General features: G+C 57.2%; 26 protein-coding genes and 1 other annotated feature. Of the genes, 18 read left to right on the top strand and 8 right to left on the bottom strand.

Translation table 11 applies throughout. The features are described 5' to 3' along the window. Together lplA and BJ885_RS17280 are read right to left on the bottom strand one after the other, a co-directional pair. Nucleotides 1-1,017 carry a lipoate--protein ligase LplA gene (gene lplA / locus BJ885_RS17285; protein ID WP_038417666.1) on the bottom strand — a complete coding sequence of 339 codons (1,017 nt, stop codon included), beginning with the start codon at nt 1,015-1,017 and terminating at the stop codon, nt 1-3. 39 nt (nt 1,018-1,056) lie between these two features. Further along, the gene (locus BJ885_RS17280) at nt 1,057-1,701 is read right to left on the bottom strand and encodes a YtjB family periplasmic protein (RefSeq protein ID WP_032660794.1); all 645 of its coding nucleotides are present in this window, start codon (nt 1,699-1,701) and stop codon (nt 1,057-1,059) included. A 117-nt stretch (nt 1,702-1,818) separates the two neighbouring features. Here BJ885_RS17280 and serB point away from each other — a divergent pair, with 117 nt between their 5' ends. The 3 genes from serB (at nt 1,819) to nadR (ending at nt 5,517) form a co-directional block, all read left to right on the top strand. After that, nucleotides 1,819-2,787, top strand: coding sequence for a phosphoserine phosphatase (serB, locus tag BJ885_RS17275; RefSeq protein ID WP_023310325.1), 969 nt, complete (start codon nt 1,819-1,821; stop codon nt 2,785-2,787). Between the two features lie 74 nt (nt 2,788-2,861). Continuing rightward, nucleotides 2,862-4,247, top strand: coding sequence for a DNA repair protein RadA (gene radA, locus BJ885_RS17270; protein ID WP_014068810.1), 1,386 nt, complete (start codon nt 2,862-2,864; stop codon nt 4,245-4,247). Between the two features lie 37 nt (nt 4,248-4,284). Further along, nucleotides 4,285-5,517 (top strand): multifunctional transcriptional regulator/nicotinamide-nucleotide adenylyltransferase/ribosylnicotinamide kinase NadR, encoded by a 1,233-nt coding sequence (nadR, locus tag BJ885_RS17265; protein WP_015572616.1) that lies wholly within the window; start codon nt 4,285-4,287, stop codon nt 5,515-5,517. A gap of 59 nt (nt 5,518-5,576) precedes the next feature. Here the strand turns inward: nadR and BJ885_RS17260 are convergent, their stop codons facing one another. Then, complete coding sequence (locus tag BJ885_RS17260; RefSeq protein WP_121932461.1) at nt 5,577-6,578, bottom strand: zinc-binding alcohol dehydrogenase family protein; 1,002 nt, start codon at nt 6,576-6,578, stop codon at nt 5,577-5,579. Between the two features lie 108 nt (nt 6,579-6,686). Here BJ885_RS17260 and BJ885_RS17255 point away from each other — a divergent pair, with 108 nt between their 5' ends. Beyond that, nucleotides 6,687-7,586, top strand: a complete 900-nt coding sequence (locus BJ885_RS17255; RefSeq protein ID WP_121932462.1) for a LysR family transcriptional regulator — start codon at nt 6,687-6,689, stop codon at nt 7,584-7,586. A 126-nt stretch (nt 7,587-7,712) separates the two neighbouring features. On the opposite strand, the gene ettA is transcribed toward BJ885_RS17255, so the two are convergent. Further along, a complete protein-coding gene (ettA, locus tag BJ885_RS17250; RefSeq protein ID WP_047651594.1) occupies nt 7,713-9,380 on the bottom strand; it encodes an energy-dependent translational throttle protein EttA in 1,668 nt (555 codons plus the stop codon). 227 nt (nt 9,381-9,607) lie between these two features. Between ettA and sltY the strand changes: the two genes are divergently transcribed. Together sltY and trpR are read left to right on the top strand one after the other, a co-directional pair. Then, a complete protein-coding gene (sltY, locus tag BJ885_RS17245; protein WP_121932463.1) occupies nt 9,608-11,545 on the top strand; it encodes a murein transglycosylase in 1,938 nt (645 codons plus the stop codon). A 55-nt stretch (nt 11,546-11,600) separates the two neighbouring features. After that, nucleotides 11,601-11,930 carry a trp operon repressor gene (gene trpR, locus BJ885_RS17240; RefSeq protein ID WP_010427104.1) on the top strand — a complete coding sequence of 110 codons (330 nt, stop codon included), beginning with the start codon at nt 11,601-11,603 and terminating at the stop codon, nt 11,928-11,930. 27 nt (nt 11,931-11,957) lie between these two features. On the opposite strand, the gene yjjX is transcribed toward trpR, so the two are convergent. Next, nucleotides 11,958-12,473 carry an inosine/xanthosine triphosphatase gene (gene yjjX / locus BJ885_RS17235; RefSeq protein ID WP_023334447.1) on the bottom strand — a complete coding sequence of 172 codons (516 nt, stop codon included), beginning with the start codon at nt 12,471-12,473 and terminating at the stop codon, nt 11,958-11,960. 50 nt (nt 12,474-12,523) lie between these two features. Here yjjX and gpmB point away from each other — a divergent pair, with 50 nt between their 5' ends. After that, the gene (gpmB, locus tag BJ885_RS17230; protein ID WP_023310332.1) at nt 12,524-13,171 is read left to right on the top strand and encodes a 2,3-diphosphoglycerate-dependent phosphoglycerate mutase GpmB; all 648 of its coding nucleotides are present in this window, start codon (nt 12,524-12,526) and stop codon (nt 13,169-13,171) included. Here the strand turns inward: gpmB and robA are convergent. Continuing rightward, entirely contained in the window at nt 13,168-14,037 is an 870-nt protein-coding gene (robA, locus tag BJ885_RS17225) for an MDR efflux pump AcrAB transcriptional activator RobA (protein WP_029740850.1), read from the bottom strand. The genes gpmB and robA overlap by 4 nt on opposite strands. Before the next feature lie 211 nt (nt 14,038-14,248). Between robA and creA the strand changes: the two genes are divergently transcribed. The 4 genes from creA to creD are packed head-to-tail and all read left to right on the top strand — an operon-like array spanning nt 14,249 to nt 18,256. After that, nucleotides 14,249-14,719: a protein CreA gene (gene creA / locus BJ885_RS17220; protein WP_029740851.1), complete on the top strand. Its 471-nt coding sequence runs from the start codon at nt 14,249-14,251 to the stop codon at nt 14,717-14,719. A 14-nt stretch (nt 14,720-14,733) separates the two neighbouring features. Further along, nucleotides 14,734-15,423, top strand: coding sequence for a two-component system response regulator CreB (creB, locus tag BJ885_RS17215; RefSeq protein WP_121932464.1), 690 nt, complete (start codon nt 14,734-14,736; stop codon nt 15,421-15,423). Beyond that, the gene (creC, locus tag BJ885_RS17210) at nt 15,423-16,847 is read left to right on the top strand and encodes a two-component system sensor histidine kinase CreC (RefSeq protein ID WP_121932465.1); all 1,425 of its coding nucleotides are present in this window, start codon (nt 15,423-15,425) and stop codon (nt 16,845-16,847) included. Before creB ends, creC begins: the two co-directional genes overlap by 1 nt. Before the next feature lie 56 nt (nt 16,848-16,903). Then, nucleotides 16,904-18,256 (top strand): cell envelope integrity protein CreD, encoded by a 1,353-nt coding sequence (gene creD, locus BJ885_RS17205; protein ID WP_121932466.1) that lies wholly within the window; start codon nt 16,904-16,906, stop codon nt 18,254-18,256. A 46-nt stretch (nt 18,257-18,302) separates the two neighbouring features. On the opposite strand, the gene arcA is transcribed toward creD, so the two are convergent. After that, the gene (arcA, locus tag BJ885_RS17200; protein ID WP_003856501.1) at nt 18,303-19,019 is read right to left on the bottom strand and encodes a two-component system response regulator ArcA; all 717 of its coding nucleotides are present in this window, start codon (nt 19,017-19,019) and stop codon (nt 18,303-18,305) included. A gap of 95 nt (nt 19,020-19,114) precedes the next feature. Between arcA and yjjY the strand changes: the two genes are divergently transcribed. The 7 genes from yjjY to BJ885_RS17165 all read left to right on the top strand — a co-directional run bounded on the left by yjjY (nt 19,115) and on the right by BJ885_RS17165 (nt 25,945). Continuing rightward, on the top strand, nt 19,115-19,255 hold the full coding sequence (yjjY, locus tag BJ885_RS17195) for a protein YjjY (RefSeq protein ID WP_085928893.1): 141 nt from the start codon (nt 19,115-19,117) through the stop codon (nt 19,253-19,255). A gap of 399 nt (nt 19,256-19,654) precedes the next feature. Continuing rightward, nucleotides 19,655-20,341: a tRNA/rRNA methyltransferase gene (locus tag BJ885_RS17190; protein ID WP_032660775.1), complete on the top strand. Its 687-nt coding sequence runs from the start codon at nt 19,655-19,657 to the stop codon at nt 20,339-20,341. Nucleotides 20,342-20,552: 211 nt separating this feature from the next. Then, nucleotides 20,553-20,621, top strand: coding sequence for a thr operon leader peptide (gene thrL / locus BJ885_RS17185; RefSeq protein ID WP_015572623.1), 69 nt, complete (start codon nt 20,553-20,555; stop codon nt 20,619-20,621). Next, nucleotides 20,560-20,677: a sequence feature (Thr leader region), on the top strand. (Overlaps the previous gene by 62 nt.) Before the next feature lie 24 nt (nt 20,678-20,701). Beyond that, nucleotides 20,702-23,164: a bifunctional aspartate kinase/homoserine dehydrogenase I gene (thrA, locus tag BJ885_RS17180; RefSeq protein ID WP_121932467.1), complete on the top strand. Its 2,463-nt coding sequence runs from the start codon at nt 20,702-20,704 to the stop codon at nt 23,162-23,164. A 1-nt stretch (nt 23,165) separates the two neighbouring features. Further along, nucleotides 23,166-24,095 (top strand): homoserine kinase, encoded by a 930-nt coding sequence (gene thrB / locus BJ885_RS17175; protein ID WP_023310337.1) that lies wholly within the window; start codon nt 23,166-23,168, stop codon nt 24,093-24,095. Nucleotides 24,096-24,098: 3 nt separating this feature from the next. After that, entirely contained in the window at nt 24,099-25,385 is a 1,287-nt protein-coding gene (thrC, locus tag BJ885_RS17170) for a threonine synthase (RefSeq protein WP_121932468.1), read from the top strand. Nucleotides 25,386-25,642: 257 nt separating this feature from the next. After that, nucleotides 25,643-25,945 carry a DUF2502 domain-containing protein gene (locus BJ885_RS17165; RefSeq protein WP_121932469.1) on the top strand — a complete coding sequence of 101 codons (303 nt, stop codon included), beginning with the start codon at nt 25,643-25,645 and terminating at the stop codon, nt 25,943-25,945. 32 nt (nt 25,946-25,977) lie between these two features. On the opposite strand, the gene yaaA is transcribed toward BJ885_RS17165, so the two are convergent. Next, nucleotides 25,978-26,751, bottom strand: coding sequence for a peroxide stress protein YaaA (gene yaaA / locus BJ885_RS17160; protein WP_024907416.1), 774 nt, complete (start codon nt 26,749-26,751; stop codon nt 25,978-25,980). Between the last annotated feature and the right edge of the window lie 38 nt (nt 26,752-26,789).

The following is a 26,789-nucleotide window of genomic DNA, read 5'->3' as shown; positions in this document are numbered from 1 at the left end:
CTAGCGCACGGCCTGTGCAATCCACGCCGACAGCTCCCGCAGCTCTTTTTCCTGCCCCGGGAAATCCCCAATCAACGCGTCGCATTCCTGCTGCAGCATATCCGCCCGGTACAAACAGCCCTGTAAACGTGCCGCGAGTGCTTCCAGCGGTGCCGGGTTCAGGCTATCGGTAAACACCTGCGTGCGGGTGATATGGCCTTTCTCCACGTCAAAATGCAGCTCCACGCCGCCCCAGGTAAAACGCTCGTCCAGCAGATGTGAAAACGCAGGAGCCTGACCGAAGTTCCACTCCCAGCTGCTCTGGCGGGCGAAGGTTTCGGCGAAGTTGGGCAGGTCCGGGATTTTTTCAGGGGAGATGACTTCTGCTTCCACTCGCTCGCCGTAATGCTCAAAGAACGCGTCACGGATGGCATCGCAAATCTGCTCGTGCGTTATCCCCGGCAGCAGCTCCACCAGATTTGCCACGCGTCCGCGCACGGAGGTAATCCCTTTCGCCTGGAGCTTTTTCTTGTCAGGATTCAGGTAGTTCGCCAGACGGCTTAGATCGGCGTTCAGCAACAGGGTGCCGTGGTGGAAGCCGCGATCCATCGTTTCGCGGTAGGCGGAGCCGGAGACCTTCCGGTCGCCCTCGGGGGTTTTCACCACCAGATCGTTACGCCCGGACGCTTCTGCCGTCACGCCGAGTGAATTGAGCGCGTTGAGGACGATGGACGTTGAGATGGTTTTATCGTACTCCGGTTTGCCCGCCATAAAGGTAAAGCAGGTATTGCCCAGATCGTGAAACACCGCGCCGCCGCCGCTGCTTCTACGTGCGAGGCGGACGTTATCCTCTTCCATACGCCGCGTGTTGCACTCTTTCCACGGGTTTTGCGCGCGGCCAATGACCACCGTATCGGCGTTACGCCAGAGAAACAGTACGCGCTGGGTAGCGGGCATCTGGCGAAAGATGCACTCTTCTACCGCGAGATTAAACCAGGGATCGTAAGAGTCAGAGATAAGCAGGCGTAACGTCGTCATGGCAAAGTTCCTTTTCCGAATCATTCGCCTACTTTATCACTAATCTTTCTTCTCGCTCTCTTCGTCTTCGGGGACGGATTTACTGGCGGTCAGCAGGAACGGGGATTGCTGCCAGCGCGAGCGCTTGCCGCGAAGCAGGGTACGCGCCAGCACAACGCCGATGGCGAGTGAAAGCAGCAGCATCAGGCGCAGAATATTGGTGGTATTATCGACCTGTTTGGCTTCAGTGGGCAGGGTGTGGGTATCGAGGGTCAGGCGCAGATAGCCCAGCGGGCCATTCTTCCCCTGAATAGGTTCGACGATCTGCTGGTTAAAATAGCCCCCGGCTTTTTTGCCGTCCAGCGCCAGCCTGTCGCGCACGTCGACGTGCTCGCCCGCGCGGGCAATCAGGTTGCCTTGCTCATCATAGACGCCGGCATCAAGAATGCGGCTGTTCTCCGTGAGCAGGCGTAAAACCTGGCCTATCCGCTTCTCGTCCGGGGTTTCGGTACGCATGGACGGCGCCACGTTGAGCGTCACCTGGCGTGCCAGCGTGCGGGCCAGCTCTTCAAACTGCGGGTTGCGTTGCCGTTGATGGTTCTGGCTAAACCACGATGCCCCTTGCATCAGCACCACTAATAGTGCGAGACAGGAAAGGACAATCACGGCGCGATGAAGCCGGAATTTCAGTTTTGCGCGAGCCATATTCCACCTGCTGAAAATTTACGGCTTAATGTTGCCAGAAGTGATGGTTACAGGGTAGCCTCATGCGTTATTTTCCCTCTGCAACCTTCCGGCGCGAACGAAATTACAGGAGCTTTAATGCCGAACATTACCTGGTGTGACCTGCCAACGGATGTCTCTTTATGGCCAGGATTGCCGCTCTCTTTAAGTGGCGATGAGGTGATGCCTCTGGATTACCACGCCGGTCGTAGCGGCTGGCTCCTCTACGGACGCGGTCTGGATAAGCAACGCCTGACCCAGTATCAAAGCAAGCTCGGTGCGGCAATGGTCATCGTCGCCGCCTGGTGCGTGGAAGACTACCAGGTCATCCGCCTGGCGGGTTCCCTGACGCAGCGCGCAACGCGTCTGGCGCATGACGCCGGGCTGGACGTCGCGCCGCTGGGTAAAATTCCGCACCTTAAAACCCCTGGCCTGCTGGTCATGGACATGGACTCAACCGCCATTCAGATCGAGTGTATTGACGAGATTGCGAAGCTGGCGGGCAGCGGCGAGCTGGTGGCGGAAGTCACTGAACGTGCGATGCGCGGCGAGCTGGACTTCACCGCCAGCCTGCGCCAGCGCGTGGCGACCCTGAAAGGGGCCGATGCCAACATTCTGCGTCAGGTGCGCGACGTGCTGCCGCTGATGCCAGGGCTGACGCAGCTGGTGCTGAAGCTGCAGTCCCTCGGCTGGAAAGTGGCGATTGCTTCCGGTGGCTTCACCTTCTTCGCGGATTACCTGCGGGAAAAACTGCATCTGACCACCGTGGTGGCCAATGAGCTGGAGATCATGGACGGCAAGCTGACCGGCCAGGTGATCGGCGATATCGTAGATGCCCAGTACAAAGCCAATACGCTGACGCGTCTGGCGGAAAAATATGAAATTCCGGTTGTCCAGACCGTCGCCATCGGCGATGGCGCGAACGACCTGCCGATGATCAAAGCCGCCGGGCTGGGCATTGCCTACCACGCCAAGCCAAAAGTGAATGAAAAGACGGAAGTCACTATCCGTCACGCTGACCTGATGGGGGTGTTCTGCATTCTCTCCGGCAGCATTAATCAGAAATAACGGTCTGCTTTGTATGCCGGGTAAGCGTAAGCGCCACCCGGCACGCAGGCCGCACAGAAATAACGAGGTAAACCGTGGCGAAAGCTCCAAAACGCGCATTTGTCTGTAATGAATGTGGTGCGGATTATCCGCGCTGGCAGGGGCAATGCAGCGCCTGTCATGCCTGGAACACCATCACCGAAGTGCGTGGTGTGGCGGCTTCGCCGAGCGTGGCCCGCAACGAGCGCCTGAGCGGCTACGCCGGTAACGCGGGCGTGGCGAAGGTGCAAAAACTTTCAGACATCAGCCTCGAAGAGCTGCCGCGCTTCTCCACCGGGTTCAAAGAGTTTGACCGCGTGCTCGGCGGCGGCGTGGTGCCGGGCAGTGCGATCCTGATCGGCGGTAACCCGGGGGCGGGTAAATCGACCCTGCTGCTGCAAACGCTCTGCAAGCTCGCCGAACAGATGAAAACCCTGTACGTCACGGGCGAAGAGTCTCTTCAGCAGGTGGCGATGCGCGCGCACCGCCTGGGCCTGCCGACCGGCAACCTGAACATGCTCTCCGAAACCAGCATCGAGCAGATCTGCATGATTGCCGAAGAAGAGCAGCCGAAGCTGATGGTGATCGACTCCATCCAGGTGATGCACATGGCGGACATTCAGTCCTCGCCGGGCAGCGTCGCGCAGGTGCGTGAAACCGCGGCTTACCTGACGCGCTTTGCCAAAACGCGCGGCGTGGCGATTGTAATGGTCGGCCACGTGACCAAAGACGGCTCGCTGGCCGGACCGAAGGTGCTTGAACACTGTATCGACTGCTCCGTAATGCTCGACGGCGACGCGGATTCTCGCTTCCGTACCCTGCGCAGCCACAAGAACCGCTTTGGGGCGGTGAACGAACTGGGCGTGTTTGCCATGACCGAACAGGGGCTGCGCGAAGTCAGCAACCCGTCGGCCATCTTCCTGAGCCGCGGCGATGAGATCACCTCCGGCAGCTCGGTGATGGTTTTATGGGAAGGTACGCGCCCGCTGCTTGTCGAAATTCAGGCGCTGGTGGACGTGTCGATGATGGGCAACCCGCGGCGCGTGGCTGTCGGTCTGGAACAGAACCGTCTGGCGATCCTGCTGGCGGTGCTGCACCGTCACGGCGGGCTGCAGATGGCGGATCAGGACGTCTTCGTTAACGTGGTCGGCGGCGTCAAAGTCACTGAGACCAGCGCAGACCTGGCGCTGCTGCTAGCGATGGTCTCCAGCCTGCGCGACAGGCCGTTGCCGCAGGATCTGGTAGTGTTTGGCGAAGTGGGCCTCGCCGGGGAAATCCGTCCGGTGCCCAGCGGTCAGGAGCGTATCTCCGAGGCGGCAAAACACGGCTTCCGCCGGGCGATCGTTCCCGCCGCCAACGTGCCGAAAAAAATCCCTGAAGGGATGCAGGTATTTGGCGTGAAGAAACTCGCAGATGCGTTAAATGTCTTTGACGACTTATAATTACGTAAATTTGATTTTGCAGGAGGCACCGTAATTTATGTCATCATTTGACTACATCAAGACCGCAATCCGCCAGAAGGGCTGCACGCTGCAGCAGGTGGCGGATGCCAGCGGCATGACCAAAGGCTACCTGAGCCAGCTGCTGAACGCCAAAATCAAAAGCCCCAGCGCGCAGAAGCTGGAAGCGCTGCACCGCTTTCTGGGGCTGGAATTCCCGCGTATGCAAAAGAATATCGGCGTGGTGTTCGGCAAGTTTTACCCGCTCCATACCGGGCATATCTATCTGATCCAGCGCGCCTGTAGCCAGGTTGACGAGCTGCACATCATCATGGGCTACGACGAAACCCGCGACCGTCAGCTGTTTGAAGACAGCGCCATGTCGCAGCAGCCGACCGTGCCGGACCGCCTGCGCTGGCTGCTCCAGACTTTTAAGTATCAGAAAAATATTCGTATTCATGCCTTTAACGAAGAGGGTATGGAGCCGTATCCGCACGGCTGGGACGTGTGGAGCAACGGCATCAAAGCGTTTATGGAAGAGAAGGGCATTGCGCCTAACTGGATCTACACCTCTGAAGAGTCCGACGCGCCGCAGTTCCGCGAGCATCTGGGCATCGAGACGGTGCTGATCGATCCGAAACGCACCTTTATGAACATCAGCGGGGCGCAGATCCGCGAAAACCCGTTCCGCTACTGGGATTACATTCCTACCGAAGTGAAGCCGTTCTTCGTGCGCACGGTAGCTATTCTGGGCGGCGAGTCGAGTGGTAAATCGACGCTGGTCAACAAGCTGGCGAACATCTTCAACACCACCAGCGCGTGGGAATACGGCCGCGATTATGTCTTCTCGCACCTCGGCGGCGACGAGATGGCACTGCAGTATTCCGACTACGACAAAATCGCGCTCGGTCATGCCCAGTACATTGATTTTGCGGTGAAATACGCCAACAAAGTGGCGTTTATCGATACCGATTTCGTCACCACGCAGGCGTTCTGTAAAAAATACGAAGGGCGCGAGCACCCGTTCGTGCAGGCGCTGATTGACGAATACCGCTTTGACCTGGTGATCCTGCTGGAGAACAACACCCCGTGGGTCGCTGACGGCATGCGCAGCCTCGGCAGCTCCGTAGACAGGCGAGAGTTTCAGACCATGCTGGTGGAGATGCTCAACGAAAACAACGTTGAGTTTGTGCATGTGGAAGAGTCGGACTACGACTCCCGTTTCCTGCGCTGCGTCGAGCTGGTGAAGGAGATGATGGGGGAGCAGGGTTAAAAAACTTACCCCTAACCCTCTCCCACAGGGAGAGGGCCGGGGTGAGGGCATCAAACCACTCAGAACTCAACCACCACTTTCCCCCGCATATGCCCCTCCAGCACCTTACGGTGCGCCTCGGTAATGCTTTCCACGCTCAGCCCGTGCAGCGTTTCACTCAGCGAACTTTCCACCACGCCGTTATCCACCAGCTTTGCCACCTCATTGAGGATCTCACCCTGACGCGCCATATCCGCGGTCTGGTACATGCTGCGGGTGTACATAAACTCCCAGTGCAGGGCGGCGGATTTGGACTTCAGCTTGTCCTGGTTCAGCGGACGTTCATTCTCAACGATGGAGCAGATATGCCCCTGCGGCGCAATCAGGTCGCTGACCGCATCCCAGTGCCCGTCGGTGTCGTTGAGGATGAAGATGTAATCCACAAAGGTGAGCCCGTGTTTCGCCAGCTCGCCTTTCAGATCGCGGTAGTTGACGACCACGTCAGCCCCGCGATCGCGACACCACTGGGCGGAATCTTCTCGCGAAGCGGTTGCGATGATTTTCACCTTGCTGTTGTGCTTCGCAAATGGGATCGCCAGCGATCCCACGCCGCCCGCGCCGCCGATGATCAGAAGCGATTTATCCGCCCCGGCATCCTGAATGTTCAGCCGTTCAAACAGACCTTCCCACGCGGTGAGAGCGGTCAACGGCAGCGCGGCGGCAGCCGCCCAGCCGAGGCTGGCAGGCTTGTGCCCGACAATGCGCGCATCAATCAGCTGGTGCGTGGTATTGCTACCCGGGCGGGTGATGTCGCCCGCGTACCACACTTCATCCCCCGGTTTGAATCCGGTCACGCCAGCCCCAACGGCTTTGACGATCCCGCTGGCATCCCAGCCGAGCACGCGCGGCGCGTTCAGCCCGTTTTTAGCAATGCCCGCGTGGACTTTGGTATCGACCGGGTTAATGGAGACGGCCTTCACCTCCACCAGCAGATCGTGCTCGCCGGGCTGCGGCATCGGCGGGGTGATTTCAATGAATGTGGACGGATTTTCTGGGTTAACGGCAATGGCTTTAACAGACATGGTGTGCTCCTCAATGGAATGCGTTTTGTTGAGGCTAGTCTATTAAGTGGCCAGCTGCATGATAAGATGGACAATCAAGAACTCAGCGTTCGTACAGGATGAACAATCATGTTTAAACAGCTGCAGGATATGGCGCTGTTCGCGCTGGTGGCGGAGATGGGCAGCTTTACCGCGGCGGCGCAGAAGGCGGAACTGCCGAAATCCAGCGTTAGCCAGCGAATTAGCCAGCTGGAGCAGCAGGTGGGGATCCGCCTGCTCAACCGCACCACGCGCAGGATCAGCCTCACGTTTGCGGGCGAGCACTATCTGGTGCACTGTCGCGAGATGCTGGCGGCCAGCGAGCGGGCGGAGTATGCCATCCAGCGACTGCGCGAAAACCCGAGCGGGCGGCTGCGCATCACCTGTCCGGCAGGGATTGGGGCGACGCTGCTGGCGCATATGAACGCCGAGTTCCAGCTTCGCTATCCTGACGTTTCGCTGGATGTGTCGATCTCTGATGACGTGGTGGATCTGGTCGAGGCCGGGTTTGACGTAGCGCTGCGCACCGGTAAGCCGCAGGACTCCTCCCTGATTGGCCGGATGATCGGGCACTGCCCGCGCTACATGCTGGCCTCGCCGGGGTATCTGGCGCGTCGGGAGCCGTTAACGCATCCCCGTCAGCTCGTGGATCACCGCTGCATTACGCACCGGGCGTGGTCGGAGTGGCTTCTGCGAAGCGAGAGCGAGGATTACCGCTACCTGCCGGATAACGCGCACATGACCGATAATCTGGTATACGCCCGCGAGTGTGCGATTGCCGGTGCGGGGATCACGCTCTTACCCGCGTTTCTGCTGGAAGATAAAATTGAAAAAGGTGCGCTGGTTCAGGTGCTGCCGGAGTGGAATGTTGAAGGTAACGATCTGTGGCTGGCCTACCCGAGCCGCAAGCTGAATTCGCCTGCGCTGATGAGCTATATCGACTTTGCGATGCAGTTTGATGAGGTGAAGCGGTATTACGTGGGCAAATAAAAAAGCCGGGGGGCGCTCACGCTTACCCGGCCTACAAAGTGTGCGGCCTGATGCCCTCACCCTGGCCCTCTCCCGTGGGAGAGGGTACAAACATAAAAAACGGCAACCGAAGTTGCCGTTTTGCTTTTATTTCGCAATACGCTTGTACTTAATACGCTTCGGCTCCAGCGCGTCGGCGCCCAGCGTGCGTTTCTTGTACTCTTCGTATTCGGTGAAGTTACCTTCGAAGAACTCCACCTTACCTTCGTCCTGGTAGTCCAGGATGTGGGTCGCGATACGGTCCAGGAACCAGCGGTCGTGCGAGATAACCATCGCGCAGCCCGGGAACTCCAGCAGGGCGTTTTCCAGCGCGCGCAGGGTTTCAATGTCCAGGTCGTTTGTTGGTTCATCGAGCAGCAGAACGTTACCGCCAACCTGCAGCAGCTTCGCCAGGTGCAGACGACCGCGCTCGCCGCCGGACAGTTCGCCCACGCGTTTGCCCTGGTCGGTGCCTTTGAAGTTAAAGCGGCCAACATAGGCGCGGCTTGGCATCTCGGTGTTGCCGATACGCATGATATCCAGACCGCCGGAGACTTCTTCCCACACGGTTTTGCTGTTATCCATTGCGTCACGGAACTGGTCAACGGAGGCCAGCTTCACGGTTTCACCCAGGGTGATAGAGCCGCTGTCAGGCTGTTCCTGACCGGACATCATGCGGAACAGGGTCGATTTACCCGCGCCGTTCGGACCGATGATGCCAACGATAGCGCCTTTCGGTACGGAGAAGGTCAGGTCGTCGATCAGCAGACGGTCGCCGTAGGACTTACGCAGGTTGGTAACTTCAACCACTTTATCCCCCAGACGTGCTCCAGGTGGAATAAACAGTTCGTTGGTTTCGTTACGTTTCTGGTATTCGGTATTGTTAAGCTCTTCAAAGCGTGCGAGACGGGCTTTGCCCTTAGACTGACGGCCTTTCGCGCCCTGACGAACCCACTCAAGCTCTTTCTCGATAGACTTACGACGCGCCGCTTCCTGAGAAGCTTCCTGCGCCAGACGCTGATCTTTCTGCTCCAGCCATGAGGAGTAGTTGCCTTCCCACGGAATACCTTCGCCGCGGTCCAGCTCCAGGATCCAGCCAGCGACGTTGTCGAGGAAGTAACGGTCGTGGGTAATCGCCACAACGGTGCCTTCGAAGTCGTGCAGGAAGCGCTCCAGCCACGCCACGGATTCTGCATCCAGGTGGTTAGTCGGTTCGTCGAGCAGCAGCATGTCTGGTTTTTCCAGCAGCAGGCGGCACAGCGCCACGCGGCGGCGTTCACCACCGGAGAGGTTAGCGATTTTCGCATCCCAGTCCGGCAGACGCAGGGCATCAGCCGCGCGCTCCAGCTGCACGTTCAGGTTGTGACCGTCGTACGCCTGGATGATCTCTTCATACTTGCCCTGCTGCGCGGCCAGCTTGTCGAAGTCCGCATCCGGCTCGGCGTATTTGGCATACACTTCATCCAGACCTTTCAGCGCGTTAACCACTTCGGAAACCGCTTCTTCAACGGATTCGCGAACGGTGTGTTCCGGGTTCAGCTGAGGTTCCTGCGGCAGGTAACCAATCTTGATGCCAGGCTGCGGACGGGCTTCACCTTCGATGTCTGTATCAATGCCGGCCATGATGCGCAGCAGGGTGGACTTACCGGCACCGTTGAGACCCAGAACACCGATTTTTGCGCCCGGGAAGAAGCTCAGCGAGATATTTTTAAGAATATGACGTTTCGGCGGGACAACTTTGCCGACACGATGCATGGTATAAACGAATTGAGCCACGTTGGACTTCGCCTCTTTTATCGTAATGAGAAGGAATTTCAGCCTCGAAGTGTAGCCTTTTTCACGTCCTAATCCCAGCCAGGAACGTCGGGAGTGTTAAAACGCGCAAGAAAGGTAAAAAAGTGTCCATGACGTGGCGCGTTGAAGGATGCCTGGTTAGCATAAGTTAATTAGACTTTGACGTGGCAAGACGCTGCAATTGACGAAAAAACAATGAGGAAGAGCTTGTGGAAAAAGCCAAACGGGTGGTCTGGCGTCTGCTGGCTGCCAGCGTATGCGTAATGGCGGTAAGCCAGGCGGTGCATGCCGATTCACTGGATGAACAACGTAACCGCTACGCCCAGATTAAACAGGCGTGGGACAACAAGCAGATGGATACCGTGCAGGCGCTGATGCCGACGCTAAAGGATTATCCGCTGTATCCGTATCTGGAGTATCGCCAGATAACCGACGATCTGATGAACCAACCCACCGTCACCGTGAATAACTTCATTCAGGCGAACCCAACCCTGCCGCCAGCCCGAAATCTCCAGTCTCGTTTTGTGAATGAGCTGGCGCGTCGCGAGGACTGGCGCGGCCTGCTGGCGTTTAGCCCTGAGAAGCCGAACGCCACCGAAGCCCAGTGTAACTATTACTACGCAAAATGGGCGACCGGCCAGCAGGAAGAGGCCTGGGCCGGAGCGAAAGAGCTCTGGCTGACCGGAAAAAACCAGCCGAACGCCTGTGATTCCCTGTTTAGCGCGTGGCGTGCTTCCGGCAAGCAGGATCCGCTGTCTTACCTTGAGCGCATCCGTCTGGCGATGAAAGCCGGTAACACGCGTCTGGTGACCACGCTGGCGGGGCAGATGCCGTCCGATTACCAGACGATCTCCACGGCGGTTATCTCGCTGGCAAACGATCCGAACAGCGTGCTGACCTTTGCCCGCAGTACGGGCGCGACCGATTTTACCCGCCAGATGGCGGCGGTGGCCTTTACCAGCGTGGCGCGTGACGATGTGGAAAACGCGCGCCTGATGATCCCGCAGCTGGTGCAGGCACAGCAGCTCAATGAGGAGCAAACCCAGGAGCTGCGCGACATCGTGGCGTGGCGACTGATGGGCACCGATGTGACCGATGAACAGGCGCGCTGGCGTGACGATGCCATTATGCGTTCGAACTCCACGTCGCTGGTGGAACGCCGCGTGCGCATGGCGCTGGGGACGGGCGATCGCCGTGGGCTGAATACCTGGCTCGCGCGGTTGCCAATGGAGGCCAAAGAGAAAGACGAATGGCGCTACTGGCAGGCCGATCTGCTGATGGAGCGCGGTCGTGATGATGAAGCCAAAGAGATCCTCCATACGCTGATGCAGCAGCGCGGGTTTTACCCGATGGCCGCCGCGCAGCGTCTGGGCGAGGAGTACACCTTCCGCATTGATAAAGCGCCCGCTAACGCAAACCCGGCGCTGACGCAGGGGCCAGAAATGGCGCGCGTTCGCGAGCTGATGTACTGGAATATGGATAACACCGCGCGCAGCGAGTGGGCGAATCTGGTGACCAGCCGTACCACCGATGAGAAAGCCCAGCTTGCCCGCTATGCGTTTGATAATCACTGGTGGGATCTCAGCGTGCAGGCGACGATCGCCGGCAAGCTCTGGGATCATCTGGAAGAGCGTTTCCCGCTGGCGTATAAAGATCTTTTCGATCGCTATACCAGCGGCAAAGATATCCCGCAAAGCTACGCGATGGCGATCGCCCGCCAGGAGAGCGCCTGGAACCCGAAAGTGCGATCCCCGGTGGGCGCCAGCGGCCTGATGCAGATCATGCCGGGCACGGCGACGCACACGGTGAAGATGTTTAATATCCCTGGGTACAGCAGCCCGTCACAGCTCCTGGATCCGGATACCAACATCAACATCGGTACCAGCTATCTCCAGTACGTGTATCAGCAGTTCGGCAATAACCGCATCTTCTCTTCGGCGGCGTATAACGCGGGGCCTGGACGCGTGCGTACCTGGCTCGGCAACAGCGCCGGACGCATCGACGCCGTAGCGTTTGTCGAGAGCATACCGTTCTCGGAAACGCGCGGCTACGTGAAGAACGTGCTGGCCTATGACGCCTACTATCGCTACTTCATGGGGCAGAAAGATACCCTGATGAGCGATGCCGAGTGGCAGAGACGTTACTGATCGGCGTGGGTTGTGTTATGCTGTACTCGCTAATGAGTACAAGAGGCAGCATAACATGACCCAGCATTCCCCGTATTCCTCGGCAATGGCCGAACAACGTCATCAGGAGTGGCTTCGTTTTGTGGAGCTGCTTCGCCAGTCTTACGAGCAGGATTTGCACTTGCCCCTTATGCAGCTGATGCTCACGCCGGACGAGCGTGAGGCGCTGGGCACGCGCGTGCGGATCATTGAAGAGCTGCTGCGCGGCGAGATGAGCCAGCGCGAGCTGAAAAATGAGCTCGGCGCGGGTATCGCAACGATCACCCGCGGCTCGAACAGCCTGAAGTCGGCACCGGTTGAGCTGCGCCAGTGGCTGGAAGCGGTATTGCTGAAAAACGCCGGATGACGGCTACGCCTTATCCGGCCTGGAAACTTACCGATAAATCGCGTTATGGAACGGGCTTAACGCCAGAATCACCGCCTGGTGGTAAACGCCTGAACGCGTCAGCGCACCTGCGGTAAAGACGCCAATCGCCCCTTCTTTACGACCAATCTCATCAATGCCGGTGTACTGCGACATCACCGGCCCGAGCGCTTCACCCGCACGGACTTTTTCCAGAATGATCTCCGGCAGCGGCAGGGTGGCCGAACGCGCTTCACCGCGCTGCTCGCGGCTTTCGATGACCACCCAGCTAAAGGTTGCGCCTTCGTCGATACCTGCTTCAATCGCTACCCAAAAGTCGGCATTCGGGGCCGCGGCCTTAGCGTTTGCCACGCGATTTCGTGCGCCAGCGCGCGTTTCCTCGCTGCCAAACGGCTGTTCAGGAACGCCGCTCTCGACGCCGATAGCCTCAATATGGCAGGATCCTGCGCCGAAGATCTCGTCAAATGCCCTTAGAATTGCCTGAATTTTGGCAGGATTAGTGGTAGCAGAGACAACATGGTGCATAATTAAGCTCGATTCAAAAAAAACTCATCGCAGTATAACGGAAAAAAAGCATGTTACAGGTATACCTTGTTCGCCACGGTGAAACGCAGTGGAACGCCGAGCGACGTATTCAAGGCCAGTCAGACAGTCCTCTCACTGAGAAGGGTGTGCAGCAAGCGTGGCAGGTGGCGGAACGCGCCAGAACGCTGGGCATTACGCACGTTATCACCAGCGATCTTGGTCGCACACAGCAGACGGCGCGCATCATCGCAGATGCCTGCGGCTGTGACGTCATGCTGGAGCCGCGCCTGCGCGAGCTGGATATGGGCGTGCTGGAAAAACGCCATATCGATACGCTGACGGAAGCGGAGGAGGGCTGGCGCCGCACGCTGGTGAACGGTACCGAAGATGGCCGTATTCCTGAAGGCGAATCCATGCAGGAGCTTAGCGTACGCATGCATGCCGCACTGGCGGAATGCCTGAAGCTTCCGGCGGGAAGCCGTCCGCTGCTGGTGAGTCACGGGATTGCGTTGGGCTGCCTGGTGAGCACTATTCTGGGATTACCGGCTTACGCTGAGCGCCGTTTGCGTCTGCGCAACTGCTCCATTTCCCGAATTGATTATCAGGAAAGCGCGTGGCTGGCGTCGGGCTGGGTAGTGGAGATGGCAGGGGACATTTCGCATCTCGATGCCCCTGCGCTTGACGAACTGCAGCGTTAACGACGTATCGGAATCAAGAATTCCATACGCAGATTGATTGGGCCTTCTTCCGGTTTGGCATCCTGCGCCGGGTAGTAGCGCTCAATGTCCTGACCTTTACGGCGATTCAGATTCAGCATCGGCATGCAGGTTCCGTAAACGGTCAGGATAAATTCCTGAACCCCCGTTCCCAGCCCTTCATAGGCGAACATCACGTATTCGCCGCCTTCCAGCACGACAGGCTTCGAACCCTGAATATACCCATTCGCCATCTCTGGCGTCAGCGCGGTGGTGTAGAACACCTCCTGCTCGTCGTCTTTTTCCTGGCTTGGGTGCGTTTCGTTGAGGCCATACAGGATCGGCGGGATCGCCGGTGCGTGGCTCAGGAAGTCGCGCCAGAACTGGACGCGCATCTGATGACGGAACTCAGAAATCTGCTCCAGTGAACAGGAGTAGCTCTGGGTTGTGCCGATCAGATGGGTTTCCGGCAGCGCGACAATTTCATATTTCGGCATCGCGAACTCACCCAGACGCAGCGGCGGACGCATGCCAAACGAGCTCCAGTCAGGCGAGCGACGATAAAGCGCTGGCGTCAACGAGAACTGTTTTTTAAAGGCGCGGGTGAAGGTCTGCTGTGAATCGAAACGATACTGCAAGGCAATATCCAGAATCGGCCGCGCGGTCAGGCGCAAAGCCACCGCAGATTTTGATAAACGACGTGCGCGAATATAGGCCCCGATAGCATGACCGGTGACATCCTTGAACATCCTTTGCAGATGCCACTTGGAATAGCCTGCTTTAGCCGCCACATTATCCAGTGACAAAGGCTGGTCGAGATGACCTTCCAGCCAGGTGAGCAGGTCGCGAATAATTCCAGCCTGATCCATATACTATCCTCATCCTTAAAACAGCAGGTGCCTGATAACAGGTTAGCGGATAATAGCATTTTTTGATGTTTTAGCATTCAGTGTTTTTTTTGCGCATTCATGCTTTTTAGAGCACATTACAGGCAGATATATTCTAATCCTGTGATCTTGCTACATTTTTGTCTAAAGTGTTGAATAATCGCTCAGTGTAATTTTAAAGAATGGTAACAATATGAAATACAAGACTTTGATCTTCACCGCGCTGATGCTTGTGGTCGGGCGCGCGGCGCAGGCAGAACAGATTGGCTCCGTCGATACCGTGTTCAAAATGTTCGGCCCTGACCACAAAATCGTGGTGGAGGCGTTTGACGATCCGGACGTGAAAAACGTCACCTGCTACGTCAGCCGCGCGAAAACGGGCGGTATCAAAGGCGGGCTGGGGCTGGCGGAAGATACCTCCGATGCGGCGATTTCCTGTCAGCAGGTGGGGCCGGTTGAGTTGAGCGATAAAATTAAAAACGGTAAAGCGCAGGGCGACGTGGTATTCCAGAAACGGACCTCGCTGGTGTTTAAAAAACTTCAGGTGGTGCGTTTCTATGATGCCAAACGCAACACCCTGGCGTACCTTGCCTACTCTGACAAAGTGGTGGAAGGCTCGCCGAAAAACGCCATCAGCGCGGTGCCGATTATGCCGTGGCATTAATTCAGGGATGAACCATGCAACAACCTGTGGTCTGGCTGGTTGAAGACGAAACCAGTATCGCCGATACGCTGATCTACATGCTTCAGCAGGAAGGATTCGCAGTAAAGGCGTTTGAGCGCGGTTTACCCGTGCTGGAGGCGGCGCGGCGGCAGGCTCCGGCGCTCGCCATTCTGGACGTCGGGCTGCCGGACATCAGTGGATTTGAGCTTTGCCGCCAGCTGCTGGCGCAGCATCCCTCACTGCCCGTGCTGTTTCTGACGGCGCGCAGTGATGAGGTAGACAAGCTGCTTGGCCTGGAAATGGGCGCTGATGACTACGTTGCGAAACCTTTCTCACCTCGTGAAGTCTGCGCCCGGGTGCGGACGATTTTACGGCGCATGCAGAAATCCGCCGCACCATCAGAAACGTTGCGTATCGGGCAGTTTGAACTGAACGAGCCTGCCGCGCGAATTAGCTGGTGCGGTGAAGCACTGCCCCTGACCCGCTACGAATTCTTGCTGCTCAAAACCTTGTTGCAGTCCCCCGGGCGGGTCTTTTCTCGTCAGCAGCTCATGGACAAGGTATGGGGTGAAGACGGCGACAGCTTCGATCGTACCGTGGACACCCACATCAAAACCCTGCGCGCCAAGCTGCGGGCGGTGAACGAGGAACTCTCACCCATCAGCACCCATCGCGGTATGGGCTACAGTCTGGGCCTTTACTGATGCGCATTGGGATGCGGCTATTGCTGGGGTACTTCCTGATCGTGGCAATCGCCGCGTGGTTTGTGCTGTCGATCTTTGTTCAGGAAGTAAAGCCCGGCGTGCGCAGGGCAACCGAGGGCACATTAATCGATACCGCGACCCTGCTGGCTGAAATTGGGCGTGATGATTTGCTTTCGGGCCATGCGCAGCAGGGTAAACTGGCGCAGGCCTTTTCTCAGCTTCATCAGCGCCCCTTCCGCGCCAATATCGGCGGGATTCATAAAGTGCGTAACGAGTACCACGTCTACATGACCGATGCGCAGGGTCGCGTCGTGTTTGATTCCGCCGGTCTGGCCGTGGGGCAAGATTACTCGCGCTGGAACGACGTCTGGCTGACGCTTCGCGGCGAATACGGCGCGCGCAGTACCCAGAGCCATCCTGACGATCCGGAGAGCACGGTGATGTATGTTGCTGCGCCGGTTGTGGATCAGGGCAAGATTATCGGCGTGCTGTCGGTCGGGAAACCTAACAGCGCGATGGCACCGGTTATCCATCGCAGCGAGCGGCGGATCCTGTGGGCAGGCGGGGCGCTGCTCGGCATTGCCCTGCTAATTGGCCTCGTTGTGGCATGGTGGATCAATCGATCTATCGCGACGTTATCGCGCTATGCCGACTCGGTGACCACGGATACGCCTCTCCCGCTGCCTAATCCTGGCAGCAGTGAACTGCACAAGCTGGCCCTGGCGCTGGAGAATATGCGCATTCGCCTGGAAGGGAAAAACTACATTGAACACTATGTCCATGCGCTGACCCACGAGCTGAAAAGCCCCATCGCCGCCATACGCGGCGCGGCAGAAATTCTCGCCGAGCAGCCGCCGCCGCAGGTGGCCGCGCGGTTTATCGATAATATTCTGGTGCAAAACGCGCGCATGCAGTCGCTGGTTGAAAAACTGCTCACCCAGGCGCGGCTTGAAAATCGGGTCGAGATTACGCCTCAGACCGTCCGCGTCGATCTGCTGTTTACGCGTCTTGCCGACGCCCGCTCGGCGCTGCTGGCGGCAAAAGAGATTGGGCTGACCCTCCAGCCCGCTTCGCTTCATGTTGAAGGCGATCCCGACCTGCTCGAACAGGCGCTCGGTAACTTGCTGGATAACGCTATCGATTTTTCGCCGCAGGGTGGCGCTATTGAACTGGCGGCCAGGGAAGAGCAGGGGCAGATAAAGATTCTCGTCGCCGACAGCGGAAGCGGGATCCCGGATTACGCGCTGGAGCGTATTTTTGAACGCTTCTATTCCCTGCCGCGCGAGAACGGGTTGAAGAGCAGCGGACTCGGGCTGGCGTTTGTCCAGGAGGTGGCGCGTCTGCATCAGGGAGAGATTACATTGCGTAATCGTGATGAAGGCGGCGTGATGGCCACGCTGACGCTTCACCGTCTCTTCACATAACTTCAAACTGACCCCACACGGCCTGGTTACGCTCTCCTCATCACAAAGGAGACGTAATGATGAAATCCCCCCTGTTCTGGAAAGTAAGCACCCTGCTGGGGTGCATCCTGCTGCTGTTAGTCCCGCTTTTTATGGTCAGTAACCTGATATCAGAGCGGGAGAGCTACCGCAACGATGTTGAAAATACGCTACGCCAGAGCACCAGCGGGCCGCAAAAGCTGGTCGGCCCGATGATTGCGATTCCGATGACGGAGATCTTTTACAAGATAGAGGACGAGAAGAAGGTCGAATACAAGAAAAGCTATATGCATTTCATTCTGCCGGAATCTCTGGTTGTGGAAGGAAACCAGCGCGTGGAGTCCCGCAATATTGGCATCTACGACGGGCAAATCTGGAACACTGACCTGAAGATAAAAGCGCAGTTTAATACCGAAGAGCTGAAGCAGCTGAAAGGGGAAACGATCGCGATAGGGCAGCCGTTTATCGTGACGGGCGTTGGCGATGCGCGGGGTATTGGCACGGTCAGTATCTCTAAAATCAATGGTGAGACGCTAAGCGTGGAACCCGGCTCAGGCGTCTACGGGGCGCTTGCTGGGATCCACATCCCGCTGACCGACAAAGCGCTGGAAGCCAAAACGTTTGCGCTTGAGATGTCCCTCAGCCTGGCAGGAACCGGCAGTTTTGCGGTGGTGCCGGTAGGGCGTAATAGCGAAATGACGCTCAACAGCAACTGGCCGCATCCGGGTTTTATGGGCGATTATCTCCCTGTTAAGCATCAGATAGGTGAGTCTGGTTTCCAGGCGAACTGGCAGAGCAGCTGGTTTGCGAATAACCTTGAGAGCTGGTTCTACGACAAGGAGTCGCCGGAGTGGGAGGCGCTCCCGGCCTTTAGCGTCACGGTAGCCACGCCCGCCGATCAGTATCAGCTGACTGACCGTGCGATCAAGTACGCCATTTTGCTGATTGCGCTGACGTTTATGGCCTTCTTCGTCTTCGAAACCTTAACCGGATTACGCCTTCACCCGATGCAGTATCTGCTGGTGGGGCTGTCGCTGGTCCTGTTCTATCTGGTGCTGCTGGCGCTGTCTGAACACGTCGGGTTTACGCCAGCCTGGGTTGTTGCAAGCCTGGTTGGCGCAGCGATGAACGGAATGTACCTGCAGGCCGTGCTGAAAAGCTGGAAGCGCAGCGGGCTGTTTGTGCTGGCGCTGCTCGGGCTGGATGTGGTGATGTGGTTCCTGCTGCGATCGGAGGACAGCGCGCTGCTGCTGGGGTCAGCGGTTCTCGCGCTGGCGCTGTTCGCCGTGATGTACCTGACCCGGCATTTCGACTGGTACTCGCTCTCTCAGCCGAAGCGACCTCAGCCACCCGCAGCACCGGATGACGATACGATGCGGATCTGGAAATAAAAAAAACGGCGCAAATGCGCCGTTTTTTAATGCGTTAACTGCGGGATTACTCCTGCAGATCGCCACAGAAACGATACCCTTCACCGTGGATCGTGGCGATGATTTCCGGCGTATCTGGCGTAGATTCGAAATGCTTACGAATACGACGAATGGTCACGTCTACGGTACGGTCGTGCGGTTTCAGCTCACGGCCGGTCATTTTCTTCAGCAGCTCTGCACGGGACTGAATTTTGCCCGGGTTTTCGCAGAAGTGCAGCATCGCGCGGAATTCACTGCGCGGCAGTTTATACTGCTCACCGTTCGGGCTAATCAGCGAACGGCTATTGATATCAAGTTCCCAGCCGTTGAATTTGTAGCTGTCTACGCTACGACGCTCTTCGCTGACCGTACCCAGGTTCATGGTGCGGGACAGCAGGTTGCGTGCACGAATGGTTAACTCGCGAGGATTGAACGGCTTGGTGATGTAGTCATCCGCACCGATTTCCAGGCCAAGAATTTTATCAACTTCGTTATCACGGCCCGTCAGGAACATTAACGCGACGTTCGCCTGCTCGCGCAGTTCGCGCGCCAGAAGAAGACCGTTTTTGCCCGGCAGGTTAATATCCATGATCACCAGGTTGATATCATTTTCAGAAAGGATCTGATGCATCTCTGCGCCATCGGTCGCTTCAAAGACATCGTAGCCTTCTGCTTCGAAAATGCTCTTTAACGTGTTGCGTGTTACCAACTCGTCTTCAACGATAAGAATGTGCGGGGTCTGCATGTTTGCTACCTAAATTGCCAACTAAATCGAAACAGGAAGTACAAAAGTCCCTGACCTGCCTGATGCATGTCGCAAATTAACATGATCGGCTTAACGTGACTAAAGTACGTAATTGCGTTCTTGATGCACTTTCCATCAACGTCAACAACATCATTAGCTTGGTCTTGGGTACTTTCCCTTTGGACCCGACAGTGTCAAAAACGGCTGTCATCCTAACCATTTTAACAGCAACATAACAGGCTAAGTGACACCAGACACCCAATAAAACTACGCTTCGTTGACATATATCAAGTTCAATTGTAGCACGTTAACAGTTTGATGAAATCATCGTAGCGGAATGCTAGCCTTTGTCACAATTTTTCAATAAACCAACTAGTTGCGGACATTGATTTATAAACGAAGCGAATCCAATCAGAATAGGGTATTCATGTTGCTATTATCATTATAAAACATAGGGATAATAGTGTTCTGTTAACATTCTAACTGATTGTTCAGACAAGGAATAGTTTAGCGTTTTTAATTTATTATGAAACGCTATTTCGGTGATTTGTGTTGCAATTTTGTAAATTCGCGCTGCGTAATATGTTGAAGTGCATCACATTTTTACCCGCTAACTGATTAAAAAGAGAGCATAAATGCATCTGTCGATTGTACTGGTTGCCCCAGCCAGAGCCGAAAATATAGGCGCTGCCGCGCGTGCCATGAAGACTATGGGGTTCACCGATTTACGTATCGTGGACAGCACGGCCCACCTGGAGCCTGCGGCTCGTTGGGTTGCGCACGGATCGGGCGATATCCTAGATAATATAACCACTTACGCTACGCTTGCTGATGCGCTGCACGACATTTCGTTTACCGTTGCGACCACCGCGCGTAGCCGTGCGAAGTTCCATTATTATGCCACGCCAGCGGAGCTGGTGCCGATGCTGAGCGAGAAAAGCCAGTGGCTGGAGAAGGCCGCGCTGGTGTTTGGTCGTGAAGATTCCGGATTAACCAACGAAGAGCTGGAGCTAGCGGACGTTCTTACCGGTGCGCCGATGGTAGCCGATTACCCCTCCCTGAATTTAGGCCAGGCGGTCATGGTCTACTGCTATCAATTAGCCTCCCTAATACAAATCCCCCAGCCTCCGGCAGAAGGGGCAAATGAAAATCAGCTGGCTGCGCTGCGGGCACGCGTCGAGCAGCTGTTATCTCAGCTGGGGGTGGCGGACGATCAAAAAATGGCTGACTGGCTGCAGCAGCGTTTGGGGCGTCTTGAGCAGCGGGACACCGCAATGCTGCACCGTTTGCTGCACGATATTGAAAAAAAACTGGCCGAGTAAAACACTGCCATAAGTTTTCACTATGGCGAATAAGTCTGTCCAGAAGGGTTGCGCTTGGGCGAATCGGATGAAAATAAATCTGCAAGCAGCGGGACGTGAGAGTCTCCCGAATTGTGATCAAATTAAAAATTCGTTGACTTAAGGTGCCCGATCCTTTAACCCTAAAAGAATACAGCACAGACAGATAATAATTACAGAGTACACAACATCCATGAAACGCATCAGCATCACCACCATTACTACAACCATCATCATTACCACAGGTAACGATGCGGGCTGACGCGTACAGGAAAAACAAAAAAAAGCCCGCACCTAGACAGTGCGGGCTTTTTTTTCGGCTAAAGGAAACGAGGTAGAACCATGCGAGTGTTGAAGTTCGGCGGTACATCAGTGGCAAATGCAGAACGTTTTCTGCGTGTTGCCGATATCCTGGAAAGCAACGCCAGGCAGGGGCAGGTTGCAACCGTGCTCTCTGCCCCGGCAAAAATCACGAACCATCTGGTGGCGATGATTGAAAAAACCATCGGTGGCCAGGATGCACTCCCGAACATCAGCGACGCAGAGCGTATCTTCGCTGACTTACTGCAAGGGCTGGCAGAGGCGCTGCCTGGCTTCCCGCACGCTCAGCTGAAGTCCTTCGTTGAGCAGGAATTCGCGCAAATCAAACACGTCCTGCACGGCATCAGCCTCCTCGGCCAGTGCCCGGACAGCATCAACGCGGCGCTGATTTGCCGGGGCGAAAAACTCTCAATCGCCATCATGGCGGGCGTGCTGGAAGCGCGCGGCCATAGCGTGACCGTAATTGACCCGGTTGAAAAACTGCTGGCGGTGGGCCACTACCTCGAATCCACCGTTGATATTGCCGAATCAACCCGCCGTATCGCCGCGAGCAAAATTCCCGCTGACCACATGATCCTGATGGCAGGCTTCACCGCCGGTAACGAGAAGGGCGAGCTGGTGGTGCTGGGCCGTAACGGCTCCGACTACTCCGCCGCCGTGCTGGCCGCCTGTTTACGCGCGGACTGTTGTGAGATCTGGACCGACGTCGACGGCGTTTATACCTGCGACCCGCGCCAGGTTCCGGACGCCAGGCTGCTGAAGTCGATGTCGTACCAGGAGGCGATGGAGCTTTCCTACTTCGGCGCCAAAGTGCTTCACCCGCGTACCATCTCCCCGATTGCCCAGTTCCAGATCCCTTGCCTGATTAAAAACACCGGTAACCCGCAGGCGCCGGGTACGCTGATTGGCGCGAGTACCGATGAGGACGGTTTGCCGGTCAAAGGCATCTCCAACCTCAACAACATGGCGATGTTCAGCGTCTCCGGTCCGGGGATGAAGGGGATGGTCGGCATGGCGGCGCGCGTCTTTGCTGCTATGTCCCGCAACGGTATCTCGGTGGTGCTGATTACCCAGTCTTCTTCCGAATACAGCATCAGCTTCTGCGTGCCGCAGGCCGATTGCCTGCGCGCCCGCCGCGCGCTGGAGGAAGAGTTCTATCTGGAGCTGAAAGAAGAGCTGCTGGAGCCGCTCGCCATTCAGGAACGCCTGGCGATCATCTCCGTGGTCGGCGACGGCATGCGCACGCTGCGCGGTATCTCCGCCAAGTTCTTTGCCGCGCTGGCGCGTGCCAATATCAATATCGTGGCGATTGCCCAGGGCTCGTCAGAGCGTTCAATTTCTGTTGTCGTGGACAACGATGACGCCACCACCGGCGTACGCGTGGTTCACCAGATGCTGTTCAACACCGATCAGGTTATCGAGCTGTTCCTGATTGGCGTCGGCGGGGTGGGCGGCGCGCTGCTGGAGCAGGTGAAGCGTCAGCAGGAGTGGCTGAAGAAGAAACATATCGATCTGCGCGTCTGCGGGGTTGCCAACTCCAGAGCGTTGCTGACTAACGTTCACGGTCTGAACCTTGAAAACTGGCAGGCCGAGATGAACGAGGCGAAAGAGCCGTTCAACCTGGGCCGCCTGATCCGCCTGGTGAAAGAGTATCATCTGCTTAACCCGGTGATCGTCGACTGTACCTCTAACCAGGCGGTGGCCGACCAGTACGCCGACTTCCTGCGCGAAGGGTTCCACGTGGTGACGCCGAACAAAAAGGCCAACACCTCGTCGATGGATTACTATCACCAGCTGCGTCTGGCGGCGAGCAAGTCGCGCCGCAAGTTCCTGTACGACACCAACGTGGGCGCGGGGCTGCCGGTTATCGAGAACCTGCAAAACCTGCTGAACGCGGGCGACGAACTGCAGCGTTTCTCCGGCATTCTCTCCGGCTCGCTGTCGTTTATCTTCGGCAAGCTGGATGAAGGGATGAGCCTGTCGGAAGCCACCCGCGCCGCGCGCGAGCTGGGCTATACCGAGCCGGACCCGCGTGACGACCTTTCCGGTATGGACGTGGCGCGAAAGTTATTGATCCTCGCCCGTGAAACGGGCCGTGAGCTTGAGCTTTCGGATATCGTGATTGAACCCGTGCTGCCGGCAGAATTTGACAGCAGCGGTGATGTCGCTGCATTCATGGCAAATTTGCCGCAGCTTGACGATGCTTTTGCCGCTCGCGTTGCGAAAGCCCGTGATGAAGGTAAGGTATTGCGCTATGTTGGCAACATTGAAGAAGATGGCGTGTGCCGGGTGAAGATTGCCGAAGTGGATGGCAACGACCCGCTGTACAAAGTCAAAAACGGCGAAAACGCCCTCGCGTTTTACAGCCACTATTATCAGCCACTGCCGCTGGTGCTTCGCGGCTATGGCGCAGGGAACGATGTTACGGCGGCGGGTGTGTTTGCCGATCTGCTGCGTACCCTGTCATGGAAGTTAGGAGTTTAACATGGTCAAAGTTTATGCCCCGGCTTCCAGCGCGAATATGAGCGTCGGATTTGACGTGCTGGGTGCGGCGGTGACGCCGGTGGATGGTTCGCTGCTGGGCGATACGGTTACGGTGGAAGCGGCAGACAGCTTCAGCCTGAATAACGTGGGCCGCTTCGCCAGCAAACTGCCGTCCGACCCGCGCGAGAATATCGTCTATCAGTGCTGGGAACGCTTCTGTCAGGAGATCGGCAAAAACGTGCCGGTCGCCATGACGCTGGAAAAAAGCATGCCGATTGGCTCGGGACTGGGTTCCAGCGCCTGTTCGGTGGTCGCCGCGCTGGTGGCGATGAACGAGCACTGCGGCAAGCCGCTGAACAACAACCGCCTGCTGGGATTGATGGGCGAGCTGGAAGGGCGCATCTCCGGCAGCATTCACTATGACAACGTGGCGCCGTGCTTTCTCGGCGGCATGCAGCTGATGATCGAAGAAAATGGCATCATCAGCCAGCAGGTGCCAGGGTTTGATGAGTGGCTGTGGGTGCTGGCCTATCCGGGCATTAAGGTCTCTACCGCGGAAGCGCGTGCGATCCTGCCTGCGCAGTATCGTCGTCAGGACTGTATCGCCCACGGGCGTCATCTGGCGGGCTTTATTCATGCCTGCTACACCCGTCAGCCGCAGCTGGCGGCGAAGCTGATGAAGGACGTCATTGCCGAGCCGTACCGCACGAAGCTGCTGCCTGGCTTTAACGAGGCGCGACAGGCATCGATGGATATCGGCGCGCAGGCGTGCGGCATCTCCGGCTCCGGCCCGACGCTGTTCGCCCTGTGCGACAAGCCTGACACCGCGCAGCGCGTGGCGGACTGGCTCTCTAAACACTACCTGCAAAATCAGGAAGGCTTTGTTCATATTTGCCGTCTGGACACGGCTGGCGCACGAGTACTGGGATAATTAATGAAACTCTATAACCTTAAAGATCATAACGAGCAGGTCAGCTTCGCGCAGGCGGTAACTCAGGGGCTGGGCAAAAACCAGGGGCTGTTCTTCCCGCATGACCTGCCGGAATTCCAGCTGACCGACATCGACGAGCTGCTGAAACAGGACTTCGTCACCCGCAGCACCAAAATTCTGTCTGCGTTTATCGGCGACGAAATTCCGCAGGAGCTGCTGGAAGAGCGCGTGCGTGCGGCGTTCGCTTTCCCGGCGCCGGTGAAGCAGGTTGAGCCTGACGTTGGCTGCCTGGAGCTGTTCCACGGCCCGACTCTGGCGTTTAAAGACTTCGGCGGCCGTTTTATGGCCCAGATGCTGACCCACATCAGCGGCGACAAACCGGTGACCATTCTGACCGCGACCTCCGGGGATACCGGTGCGGCGGTGGCGCATGCGTTCTACGGCCTGAAAAACGTCCGCGTGGTGATCCTCTATCCGAAAGGCAAAATCAGCCCGCTGCAGGAAAAACTGTTCTGTACGCTCGGCGGCAACATTGAAACCGTGGCAATTGACGGCGATTTCGATGCCTGCCAGGCGCTGGTGAAGCAGGCCTTCGACGACGAAGAGCTGAAGGTGGCCCTGGGTCTGAACTCTGCTAACTCCATCAACATCAGCCGTCTGCTGGCGCAGATCTGCTACTACTTCGAAGCGGTGGCGCAACTGCCGCAGGAAGCGCGCAACCAGCTGGTGATCTCCGTGCCGAGCGGTAACTTCGGTGACCTGACGGCGGGTCTGCTGGCGAAATCCCTGGGTCTGCCGGTGAAACGCTTTATCGCTGCGACCAACGCCAACGACACCGTGCCGCGCTTCCTGAAAGACGGGAAGTGGGCGCCGAACGCCACGCAGGCGACGCTCTCCAACGCGATGGATGTGTCACAGCCGAACAACTGGCCGCGCGTGGAAGAGCTGTTCCGCCGTAAGATCTGGCGTCTGGGCGATCTGGGCTACGCTGCGGTGACGGATGAAACCACCAAAGAGACGATGCGCGAGATGAAAACGGTGGGGTATACCTCTGAACCGCACGCGGCGATTGCCTACCGCGCGCTGCGCGACCAGCTGAACCCGGGTGAATATGGCCTGTTCCTGGGCACCGCGCATCCGGCAAAGTTCAAAGAGAGCGTAGAAGCGATCCTGGGCGAAACGCTGCCGCTGCCGAAAGAGCTGGCCGAGCGCGCCGACCTGCCGCTGCTGTCACATGAGCTGCCCGCAGATTTTGCCGCGCTGCGTAAGCTGATGATGACGCGTGCGTGAATGTGTTGCCCGGTGGCGGCTACGCCTTACCGGGCCTACAACGACCACGATGACCTAATCGTAGGCCGGGTAAGGCGAAGCCGCCACCCGGCTTTTTTTATGGAGAAATTAAGGAGGAAAAAAGCAGGAAAAAAGCAGAAATTCCCAATAAATGCGGTCACTTAGCGTTTAGGGTTGCAGAGAATAACATCCCCCGTTCCCCTCGCGTACTCTCCTTACATCGGCCCACGTTGGGCAAGAAGAATAAGGAGTCACCTGTGTCTAAACTGAAACCTGCACTCATCGCGCTTTCACTGATGCTGGCCGCCCCCATGGCGGTTCAGGCATCTGAAATTACTCTCGTACCTGCGGTAAAACTGCAGATTGGCGACCAGGATAATAACGGGCATTACTGGGACGGCGGCCGCTGGCGCGACCACGACTGGTGGAAGGCGCATTATGACTGGCGTGATAACCACTGGCGTCCACATGATGAGCATCGTAAACACGACGATCGTCACGATGACCATCACCACGATGACCACCGCGACGATCGCGGCCCGGACTGGAAACACCATTAATGCAAAACCCCGCCATCTGGCGGGGTATGTTTTTACTGCTCGTGGCGCTTAAACACCAGCTCGCCTTTCCCCGAAGACGCCTCGTCAAAGAAATAGCCTTCGCTGTTAAAGGCGGTCAGCTGCTCCGGCTTCGTCAGGCGGTTCTGGATGATGTAGCGGCTCATCAGGCCGCGCGCTTTCTTGGCGTAGAAGCTGATCACTTTGAACTTACCGTTCTTCTCGTCAAGGAAGACCGGTTTGATAATCTCTGCATCCAGCTTTTTCGGTTTCACCGACTTGTAGTACTCATCGGATGCCAGGTTAATCACCACGTTATCGCCCTGCGCGCGCAGCGCCGCGTTCAGCTTGTCGGTAATGATATCGCCCCAGAAATGGTACAGGTCTTTACCTTTGGCGTTTTCCAGGCGAATCCCCATCTCCAGACGATACGGCTGCATCAGATCCAGCGGGCGCAGCACGCCGTACAGACCCGACAGCATGCGCAAATGCTGCTGAGCAAAATCGAAATCGGCTTCGCTAAAATCTTCCGCCTGCAGGCCGGTATAGACATCGCCTTTAAAGGCCAGAATCGCCTGGCGAGCGTTAGCCGGGGTGAAATCCGGGTGCCACTCGTGAAAGCGGGTCGCGTTCAGGTCGGCCAGCTTGTCGCTGATGCTCATCAGCGAGGCGATTTGCGGCGCAGAGAGCTTACGCGCTTCGCGGATCAGCTGCTGCGAGTAGTCCAGCAGTTCAGGCTGGGTATAGCGCTCGGTGGCGAGCGGGCTCTGGTAGTCGAGCGTTTTTGCAGGTGAAATCAGAATCAGCATATCCAGTCCTTGCAGGAAATTTAGAGCACTTTAGCAAA

This window comes from Enterobacter sp. WP_7_1 (assembly GCF_003688535.1).
Taxonomy (GTDB): domain Bacteria; phylum Pseudomonadota; class Gammaproteobacteria; order Enterobacterales; family Enterobacteriaceae; genus Enterobacter; species Enterobacter asburiae.
The sequence above is the reverse complement of the archived record's forward strand: the minus strand, read 5'-3'. Positions and strand labels throughout refer to the sequence as shown.

Excerpts from the sequence above, each read along its gene's own strand:
- lplA (WP_038417666.1), bottom strand. The coding sequence starts at position 1,017 with ATGACGACGTTACGCCTGCTTATCTCTGACTCTTACGATCCCTGGTTT.
- BJ885_RS17280 (WP_032660794.1), bottom strand. The coding sequence starts at position 1,701 with ATGGCTCGCGCAAAACTGAAATTCCGGCTTCATCGCGCCGTGATTGTC.
- serB (WP_023310325.1), top strand. The coding sequence starts at position 1,819 with ATGCCGAACATTACCTGGTGTGACCTGCCAACGGATGTCTCTTTATGG.
- nadR (WP_015572616.1), top strand. The coding sequence starts at position 4,285 with ATGTCATCATTTGACTACATCAAGACCGCAATCCGCCAGAAGGGCTGC.
- BJ885_RS17260 (WP_121932461.1), bottom strand. The coding sequence starts at position 6,578 with ATGTCTGTTAAAGCCATTGCCGTTAACCCAGAAAATCCGTCCACATTC.
- BJ885_RS17255 (WP_121932462.1), top strand. The coding sequence starts at position 6,687 with ATGTTTAAACAGCTGCAGGATATGGCGCTGTTCGCGCTGGTGGCGGAG.
- trpR (WP_010427104.1), top strand. The coding sequence starts at position 11,601 with ATGACCCAGCATTCCCCGTATTCCTCGGCAATGGCCGAACAACGTCAT.
- yjjX (WP_023334447.1), bottom strand. The coding sequence starts at position 12,473 with ATGCACCATGTTGTCTCTGCTACCACTAATCCTGCCAAAATTCAGGCA.
- gpmB (WP_023310332.1), top strand. The coding sequence starts at position 12,524 with ATGTTACAGGTATACCTTGTTCGCCACGGTGAAACGCAGTGGAACGCC.
- robA (WP_029740850.1), bottom strand. The coding sequence starts at position 14,037 with ATGGATCAGGCTGGAATTATTCGCGACCTGCTCACCTGGCTGGAAGGT.
- creA (WP_029740851.1), top strand. The coding sequence starts at position 14,249 with ATGAAATACAAGACTTTGATCTTCACCGCGCTGATGCTTGTGGTCGGG.
- creB (WP_121932464.1), top strand. The coding sequence starts at position 14,734 with ATGCAACAACCTGTGGTCTGGCTGGTTGAAGACGAAACCAGTATCGCC.
- creC (WP_121932465.1), top strand. The coding sequence starts at position 15,423 with ATGCGCATTGGGATGCGGCTATTGCTGGGGTACTTCCTGATCGTGGCA.
- creD (WP_121932466.1), top strand. The coding sequence starts at position 16,904 with ATGATGAAATCCCCCCTGTTCTGGAAAGTAAGCACCCTGCTGGGGTGC.
- arcA (WP_003856501.1), bottom strand. The coding sequence starts at position 19,019 with ATGCAGACCCCGCACATTCTTATCGTTGAAGACGAGTTGGTAACACGC.
- BJ885_RS17190 (WP_032660775.1), top strand. The coding sequence starts at position 19,655 with ATGCATCTGTCGATTGTACTGGTTGCCCCAGCCAGAGCCGAAAATATA.
- thrA (WP_121932467.1), top strand. The coding sequence starts at position 20,702 with ATGCGAGTGTTGAAGTTCGGCGGTACATCAGTGGCAAATGCAGAACGT.
- thrB (WP_023310337.1), top strand. The coding sequence starts at position 23,166 with ATGGTCAAAGTTTATGCCCCGGCTTCCAGCGCGAATATGAGCGTCGGA.
- thrC (WP_121932468.1), top strand. The coding sequence starts at position 24,099 with ATGAAACTCTATAACCTTAAAGATCATAACGAGCAGGTCAGCTTCGCG.
- yaaA (WP_024907416.1), bottom strand. The coding sequence starts at position 26,751 with ATGCTGATTCTGATTTCACCTGCAAAAACGCTCGACTACCAGAGCCCG.